Here is a 7494-nt window from a genome sequence, read left to right as displayed (position 1 = left end):
GCGACGCCCCCCTCATCCGGCCTTCGGCCACCTTCTCCCACGAGGGGAGAAGGGGGACATTCGTGGCGGGAACCCGCTTCGCGTCCATGGCGGAAAAAGTGTCGGGTCGTCAGCCCGTCGGGAGAGGGGACGTACCCTTGGCGATCGCCAGATATTGCGCTAGTACTCCGCCACTGACGACTTGATGGCGGTCCTCGGATCGGTTCTCCTGGATGCGGACTTGTGCCGCAAGGAGGGCCGCCGTGAAGAGATACATCGTGACGCTGACGGACGAGGAGCGGGCGGGGTTGCAGGGCCTGCTGGCCGGGGGGAAGGCGTCGGCCTTGAAGCAGGCCCACGCCCGAATCCTCCTGAAGGCCGACGCCTCGCCCGGCGGGCCGGGGTGGAGCGACTCGAAGATCGCCGAGGCGGTCGAGGTCGGCACGGCGACCGTCGAGCGGGTCCGCAAGCGGTTCGTCCTCCAGGGGTTCGAGGCGGCCTTGGTCCGCAAGCCGCAGGAACGTCCCAGCCGGCTCAAGACGCTCGACGGCCGGGCCGAGGCCCGGCTGATCGCCCTGGCCTGTTCGCCGCCGCCGGACGGCCGCAAGGCGTGGACGATGCAGCTCCTGGCCGACAGGCTCGTCGAGCTGGAGGTCGTCCCGGCGGTCTGCGACGAGACCGTCCGCCGCTGCTTGAAAAAAGCGAACTGAAGCCGCACCTGAAGGAGCAGTGCTGCATCCCGCCGGCGAAGAACGCCGAGTTCGTGGCGGCGATGGAGGACGTCCTGGACGTCTACCACCGGCCCTACGACGAGAGACGCCCGCTGGTCTGCCTCGACGAGGCGAGCCGGCAGCTGATCGGCGAGACGATCACACCCATCCCGGCGGCCCCCGGCCGGCCCGAGCGGGTGGACTACGAGTACGTCCGCAGCGGCACGGCCAACCTGTTCATGGCCACGGAGCCGCTGCTGGGCTGGCGGGCCGTCAAGGTGACGGGACGACGGACGGCCGTGGACTTCGCCGAGGTCGTCCGCTGGCTGGTGGAGGACGTCCACGAGGAGGCCGACAAGATCGTTCTCGTGATGGACAACCTCAATACGCACAAGATCGCCAGCCTGTACGAGGCGTTCCCGCCCGAGCAAGCTCGGCGGATCGCCGAGCGGCTGGAGATCCATCACACCCCGAAGCACGGCTCGTGGCTGAACGTCGCCGAGATCGAGCTGTCGGTCCTCTCCCGCCAGTGCCTCGACCGACGGATCGGGTCGATGGACGAACTGAAGCGGGAGGTCGCCGCCTGGGAGGAGGAGCGGAACGAACGCCGGGTCGAGACCCGATGGCGCTTCACCACCGCCGACGCCCGGATCAAGCTCCACCGACTCTACCCATCACTGCCGTAGTGGCCGAGTACTAGTATCTCAATCGCCGTCCGGCTCCATCAGCCACAGCCGCCGCAGCAGGGCGTAGGCCTCCGGGTCATGGCGACGAAGCTCGGCGCGGACGAAGGGGTGGAAGTCGTTGGTGCCGAAGAGGGCCTCGGACGCCTCGGCGAAGTACTCCATCGGGTTCGTCAGGGCGTAGTGGCGTTGCTCGCGGCCGTTGATGTGGAGCACGTTTTCATAGGTCTTCGCCTCGGTGGCGCGCTCCAGCGCGGCGGCGATCTCCGCGTTCTGGAACCCGTCGGCGACGAACTGGTGATGATAGCCGTGGGCCAGCTCGTGGAGGACCATCCAGGGCTGGTCTCGGCACCAGCTCAGGAAGTTGGCGGCGTTGGCGATCTCCACGCATCGGGCCTTGTCCGGGTTCATGTCGTGGTCGCGGAGCCAGCCGGCGTCGGGGTGATAGGCCATGCAGGGGTGGTGCGGCTCCTCGCGCTCCACCCAGATGACGATCTCCCGCAGCTTCTCGACGGCCTTCGGCGGGACCATCCGGATGATGCCCCGGAGCTGGTCGCCCAGGAGCGATAGCGTCCGGTCGGCCAGCTCGGGGGCGTCGCGGGGCAGGTCGCGATGGACGCGGACGGTCCAGCCCTCCACGTCCATCGTCTCGTAGTTCGCCGTGGGCTCCGGCTGCGCGGCGACCGCGGCGCAGAGGATCAGGACGAGGCCAGAAATCATCGCGCGGCCTCCCCGGGCTGATAGGCGAGCCAGAGCGAGCGGAAGTAGCGCAGGACGCGGTCGGCGTCCGGGCTGTCGGGGATCTCGGCCAGCGTGAATCCGTCGTACCCGTCGGCGGCGAGGAGCGCGAACAGCTCGCGCCAGGGGTACGCCTCGTCGGTCAGGTCGCGGAGGTGGACCAGGCGGATCTTGCCGGCGACGAGCTTGTAATTCTCGGCGATGGAGGTCCCCCCCTTCGGCACGTCCTGGGGGTTGGAGTTCCAGCAGACGACGACGTTGGGATGGTCGGCGTGCTCGATGATCCGGGCGAAGCCGGGCCATTCGGACGTCCCCGCGCCGTGGACCTCGACGCGGATCTCGACCCCCTGCCCCTCGGCGTCCTCGCCAACCTCGCGGAGCGCGGCGCCGATGCGTCGGAAGACGGCCTCCGGGTCTTCGCCCTTCGGGATGCCGTTGGGCCGGACCTTCACGCCGGGGGCGCCGACGTCGTGGGCCAGCCGGACGTATTCCTTGGTCGCCTCGACCTGCCGGCGGACCTCGGCCGGGTCGGGGCTGTGGTACTCGAAGGCGCTCCCCAGCCCGACCAGTTGGACGGGCGAGTCCTCGAACCGCTTGCGGACCTCCCGACGCTCAGCCGCCGAGAGGCCCACCTCGACGCCGTGCTTGTGCGTCGTCCGCAGCTCGACGCCCCCGTAGCCGAGGGCTTCGAGCTTCCCGAGGATCGTGGGGAGATCCCAGTCCTTCGCGATGTTGTAGGTGACGATGCCGAGCTGGAGCATGGGGAACCTTGATCTTCCGGGGTGCGTTCGTGTCGCGGACCATAGTCGAGAAGCCGGACGATCTACTTCGCGCCCGGATCATTCTCCTCCTCGACCAACTCGCCGGAATCGAGTCGAACCCGAACCACCTTCGTAAACGCCTTTTCGCCCGGGAAGTTGGCATTGCCGACGTTCAAGATCAGCGTCTCGTCCTCCATGTCGAGCCTGTGGCCATGACCCCACCAGATGGAGCTGACGGAGTGTGGAAGCTCCTTCACCTCCTCTTCCGTGAGGAAGTCCTCCAGGCCCATGGAACGAACGAGCTTGCCGTCGGGTCCGTAGATGACCACGACGTTCGACCCGTGGCCCACCCAATGCCAGTTGTCCAGCGTGACGACCGTCCCGTCGTCGCCTACCAGCACTTCAACAGGGGAGACGCGGTTCGTGAGCGGCTGCTCCCAGACGACCTCGAATCCCCCGACCTCCGACTTCTTCTTCAGCTTCGCCCTGGCTTTCTGGCAACCAGGCCTCTCGGGAGCATCCTTGTCCGCCGGAGGGTCGAGAACTGCCGACGCGGGGTCGACCGTCAGGCGGAACCTGCCGTCCCTCGACCTGACACTGATGGCCTCCGGCGGCGCCCAGGAGTCGGCCCGGACGGTCGACAAGCAGGCGAAGATCGAGACGACAGCGAGCAGGCGCGTCGGGCTGGCAAGCATGGGCATGACGGCCCTCAATTCCATATGAGCGGCGACGACGCTTCTCCTCCCCGCGGAGGATCGTCACCCCAACGACCGTTTTAGATCAACACCCACGATCAATCCAACTGCGGCCGGCGATCTCCGTAGGTCCAGGGCTTGCCGGCGAACGGCGGCAGGCCGGGGGCCTTCGGGGCCGCGCCCGGGGTCAGCTTCGCCGACAGTTCCAGCAGCGCGTCGGCGATCTGGCTCCCGGCGGTCGGCTCCAGGTTGCTGTAGGCGGTCAGCCGGGTCTCGTAGCCGCCGCCGGTCGTCGGATCCATCGCGCTCTCGTGCGGGACGTAGCCGACGACGTCGTTCGCCAGCGACACCGGGAACGTGAACGGGAACTTCGACCCCGCCTTCAGGTCCAGGCCGTACTGGCAGAAGTACTCGGCCGGCGAGGTCAGGAAGACGGCCGGGCCGACCTGAACGGCCTGGACCTCGGTGGTGACCTCGGGCTCCCGCTTCACCCGCTCGGCCAGGACCACCGTCTCCTTGGCGAAGGTCCATTCGGTCGGGTCGACCCCCGTCTTGTCCGGTCGCTGGACCAGCTCCAGCGCCGCGGCGACGTGCTCCGGCGAGGGGGGCCGGCGCTTGATGGTCAGCACGCGGCTGATGGCGGCGACGGGGCCGAGCGGGCCGGCGTGGCGCTCCATCATGAGGAGCGCCTTGCACGCCTCGGCGCCGACGGTCCCGCCGACGAACCGCGCGGAGACCTCGCCGAACTGGGGGGCCTGGAACGGCAGGCGGTTATCGACCTGGGTGACGTCGCCGGCCATGCCGGGGACGAAGACGACGGTGGAGTCGTCGCCCATCAGCCCGCGGATGGTCTTCTCGATGTAGTAGACGTAGTCGGCCGAGATCCCGCCGGGGCCGGTCGTGCAGTGGCAGGCGAAGTTCACCACGCAGCCCAGGAACTTGCCCGACTCGTCCCACGCCGCCAGGACGCCGACCTGCGGGTCGACCGGGCCGGCGGGCTCGACGATGTCCGGGTTGCCGACGCCGGGGTGCGTCATGGCGTGCCCCTGCTTCATCTGGAAGCGGCGGTTGAACGCCACCCCCTCGGCCTCCCCGAAGCCCGCCCCGCCACGCGCCGGGACGCGCTTCGAGTCGGCCTCGACGACGGCGTCGACGATCCCCGCCTTGACCTTCTCCAGGTAGGCGGCGTCGGCGATGACGGTCTCCTTCTCGACCATGTCGCGGACCAGCGGCGGGGCGTCGGCGAACTCGCCGGGCAGGAACAGCCCGGTGGGGCCGCCGGAGTGCGTGTGCGAGGCCGAGACCATCACCGAGCCGGCCGGGATGCCGGTCTTCGCCTCGATCGCCTCGCGGATCTCGCGGACGGTCCGGCCCCGGATGAACAGGGCGTCCAGGCCGACGATCGCCACCCGCGACTCGCCGTCGTCGAAGACCGCCGCGCGGGCCTTGCAGGGATCGTGGAGGGTCCGGTGGTACGCCTTGCCGTAGCCGCCGGGGGCCTCGGCGCCGATGTCCGGGGAGACGTCGCGCTCGGCGAACCCCGCCTTGAACACCTTCGCCGCTTCCTCGGCCCGAACCGACCCCAGCAGCGCCGCCATCGTCGCGGCCGCCGCCAGGCCCCGCATGATCTTCCGCATCATCTCGCCCTCGCCCGCGATGTTGAACAACGATCCGAACGAGGGTGCGGCATGCGGCGGCGGGAATCAAGGGGGCGTCACCCCCGGTCGGGAGGCGCGACGAGCAGCGGCCGGCCGATTGCCTCATGGGATGGCGACCCCTTCGGCCCTTTCGTCTGGACGGACGTCCCGGGGGTCGGGGCACCCTGCGCGATCCGGCGGCCCCCCCGCGCCGACGTCCCGGCTCAGAACTGGATGGGCTGCCATTCGGTGCCCCGGCGAGAGACGGCCAGGTGTGTGAAAGGCCGCTCGTGCTTCTCGATGACCGCGATGTACGGGTAGAGGTGCATCGAGTGGATTTGGGACTGGAACGGGGAGGCCGTAATGTCCATGTCCACCAACTCCGCGGCCGAGTCCGACTTCGGGGCCGGTGTCCACTCGTGCATCGACCGATTCAAGCCGTTGAGATACGGCGTGAAGAGGTTCCACGACCGGTGGATGTCCTCGCAGATGAACACGCCGCCGGGGCGGATATTCGGGAGGCATTCCTCCAAAGTGGCGATCTGCTGCTCATGGGTGTGGCCGCCGTCGTCCAGGAGGATGTCGACCGGCCCCGTCTCGGCCCAGAACTTCCTCCAGAAGGATCGATCCTCCTGGTCGCCGATCACGATCTTCGTGTAATCGTTCTCGTACACCTTGCAGACGGGATCGATGTCGATGCCGACGATCTGGGTTTTGTCGCCAAGATACGACCGCCACATCCCCAGGCTGCCGCCGCTGTACACGCCGATCTCGACGATCCGCGCCTCCCGGCCCACGAACTTCCGCAGGTGGCGATGGTAGATCTCGAAATAGTGCCGCCATTTGACGATGCCCGGCCCAGTCGCGTTGGCCTCGAAGTAGTCCCAGAGCGGATTCCCCGCCTCAGAGCGGTCGAGGCGGGGCGAGTCGGCCGGCGGGGCTGGTAGGCCGCGCGCGAAATCGAGTGCCTGAAACTCCTTGGCGACGCCCAGCGTGCCCAGGAGCGCGGGGCCGGGCCGTCGGACGAGCTGGCTCAGTGACTTGGTCATGATCCTGGAAGTCCGAGCGATCTTGTTCAGCACGGATGCGTCCCCTACAGAGCTGGAATGCCAGGGCTGTCGACGATCGGCGGCGAGTCATCCCGTTGCGGGCCGTTCGGATTGGCGGCCGTCGGCGGCGACGGCGGTTAATCATGAATGAAACGATACACTCGCGACGACCCAAGAGCCAAGTCCGCAATCCTCGTTCGCCGCCGCTCGCGGCCCCCGGCGACCCGGGCGCGGGAACGGCGTCCGAGCCACCGTCGGGGGTCTTCCCGGAAGATCCACGTCCCACGTCGCCCCGCGCTCGCCCCGGGACATCGGACGTCGATTCGATCGAGAGGCCGGCACGCGGCGGCGGAATCAAGAGGGGGGGGCGTCACCCCCAGTCGCGACGCTCGACTTCCAGCGGCCGGCCGATCGCCACGCCCACGACCTGGGCCAGCTTCTCGACCTCGCGGACATGGCCGTTCCACAGGATGGCGACGTCCGAGACCTCCTCGCCCACGCGCACGGCGAGCGCGATCCGCGCGATCGTCCCCCAACCGTCCCGGTTGTCCGGATCTCGCCAGCGACCCTTGCGGAGCCGAATCGCCTCCACATCGGCGATCGAAGCCGCCAGCCCGACCCGGGGGGCGACGATCGTCCCCGACGAGCGGTCGAAATCCAGGAACGCCCCCCGGGCCGCCTCGACCCGATTCAACCCGTGCAGGACCGCGAGGAGAGCGGGGATCACGAAGGCCATCCCGGCCGCCATCGCCGTCAGGCCGCGGGCATCGGACGACCGGCCGACGCCCCAGAGTCCCACCGCCGCGACGAGCGCCAGCCAGGCGGCCGACCATCCGATCGGGAACGACCCGGGCTCGACGCGAAGCCGTCCCGCCGTCTCGATCAGTCGGGGCCCCAGCGCGGCTCGGGCGCGCGGGTCGGGTTCGGTCTGCATGGTCCGACACCACTTCGCGGCGCGCCGCCTTGAGGTGATCGAAATCGCTCCGGCACTCGGGGGCATCCCGCCCGTGCCGACGATCGAGAGGGCTCCGGACCCTATGTCGAATCCGGGCCCGCGCGTCCCCCGAGGCTCAATCGCTCGCCCAGGGCCTTCAATCGCGCCCGGCGACGCGGGTCGTCGGCCGCGGAGGGAGGCTCGCCGGGCCCGATGAAGGAGAATCGCCGACGGTATCCCCGGGCGATGGCCGCCCGGAGATCCTCGCGCAGCGCCTGCATTACGGCGGGGGCCAGGGCGTCGAGGAC

At 69.2% G+C, this 7494-nt stretch carries 8 protein-coding genes; 1 reads left to right on the top strand and 7 read right to left on the bottom strand.

Annotated features, from left to right (window positions below; translation table 11 throughout):
• The first annotated feature begins 212 nt into the window (after nucleotides 1-212).
• Nucleotides 213-1375 (top strand): IS630 family transposase gene (locus WG209_RS10600; protein WP_337175009.1). Its coding sequence is split into 2 segments (ribosomal slippage): nucleotides 213-681 and nucleotides 681-1375, totalling 1164 coding nucleotides; the frame shifts between segments, so codons are not numbered across the junction.
• Nucleotides 1376-1393: 18 nt separating this feature from the next.
• Here the strand turns inward: WG209_RS10600 and WG209_RS10595 are convergent.
• From WG209_RS10595 to WG209_RS10565, 7 genes are all read right to left on the bottom strand, one after another.
• Complete coding sequence (locus WG209_RS10595; RefSeq protein WP_337175008.1) at nucleotides 1394-2092, bottom strand: hypothetical protein; 699 nt, start codon at nucleotides 2090-2092, stop codon at nucleotides 1394-1396.
• On the bottom strand, nucleotides 2089-2871 hold the full coding sequence (locus WG209_RS10590) for a sugar phosphate isomerase/epimerase family protein (protein WP_337175007.1): 783 nt from the start codon (nucleotides 2869-2871) through the stop codon (nucleotides 2089-2091). The genes WG209_RS10595 and WG209_RS10590 overlap by 4 nt, the downstream gene beginning before the upstream one ends.
• A 62-nt stretch (nucleotides 2872-2933) precedes the next feature.
• Nucleotides 2934-3572, bottom strand: a complete 639-nt coding sequence (locus tag WG209_RS10585) for a hypothetical protein (protein ID WP_337175006.1) — start codon at nucleotides 3570-3572, stop codon at nucleotides 2934-2936.
• A 92-nt stretch (nucleotides 3573-3664) separates the two neighbouring features.
• Nucleotides 3665-5206 carry a hypothetical protein gene (locus WG209_RS10580; protein ID WP_337175005.1) on the bottom strand — a complete coding sequence of 514 codons (1542 nt, stop codon included), beginning with the start codon at nucleotides 5204-5206 and terminating at the stop codon, nucleotides 3665-3667.
• A gap of 221 nt (nucleotides 5207-5427) precedes the next feature.
• A complete protein-coding gene (locus tag WG209_RS10575; RefSeq protein ID WP_337175004.1) occupies nucleotides 5428-6252 on the bottom strand; it encodes a class I SAM-dependent methyltransferase in 825 nt (274 codons plus the stop codon).
• Nucleotides 6253-6622: 370 nt separating this feature from the next.
• Nucleotides 6623-7186 (bottom strand): hypothetical protein, encoded by a 564-nt coding sequence (locus WG209_RS10570; RefSeq protein WP_337175003.1) that lies wholly within the window; start codon nucleotides 7184-7186, stop codon nucleotides 6623-6625.
• Between the two features lie 101 nt (nucleotides 7187-7287).
• Nucleotides 7288-7494: hypothetical protein (locus WG209_RS10565; RefSeq protein WP_337175002.1), on the bottom strand; the 207-nt coding region annotated here is incomplete at its 5' end.

This window comes from Paludisphaera sp. (assembly GCF_037189885.1).
Taxonomy (GTDB): domain Bacteria; phylum Planctomycetota; class Planctomycetia; order Isosphaerales; family Isosphaeraceae; genus Paludisphaera.
This window is presented reverse-complemented; position numbering and strand designations above follow the sequence as displayed.

What these genes read in the sequence shown, in the direction of transcription:
- WG209_RS10575 (WP_337175004.1), bottom strand. Translation starts at nt 6,252, where the DNA reads ATGACCAAGTCACTGAGCCAGCTCGTCCGACGGCCCGGCCCCGCGCTC.
- WG209_RS10585 (WP_337175006.1), bottom strand. Translation starts at nt 3,572, where the DNA reads ATGCCCATGCTTGCCAGCCCGACGCGCCTGCTCGCTGTCGTCTCGATC.
- WG209_RS10580 (WP_337175005.1), bottom strand. Translation starts at nt 5,206, where the DNA reads ATGATGCGGAAGATCATGCGGGGCCTGGCGGCGGCCGCGACGATGGCG.
- WG209_RS10570 (WP_337175003.1), bottom strand. Translation starts at nt 7,186, where the DNA reads ATGCAGACCGAACCCGACCCGCGCGCCCGAGCCGCGCTGGGGCCCCGA.
- WG209_RS10590 (WP_337175007.1), bottom strand. Translation starts at nt 2,871, where the DNA reads ATGCTCCAGCTCGGCATCGTCACCTACAACATCGCGAAGGACTGGGAT.
- WG209_RS10595 (WP_337175008.1), bottom strand. Translation starts at nt 2,092, where the DNA reads ATGATTTCTGGCCTCGTCCTGATCCTCTGCGCCGCGGTCGCCGCGCAG.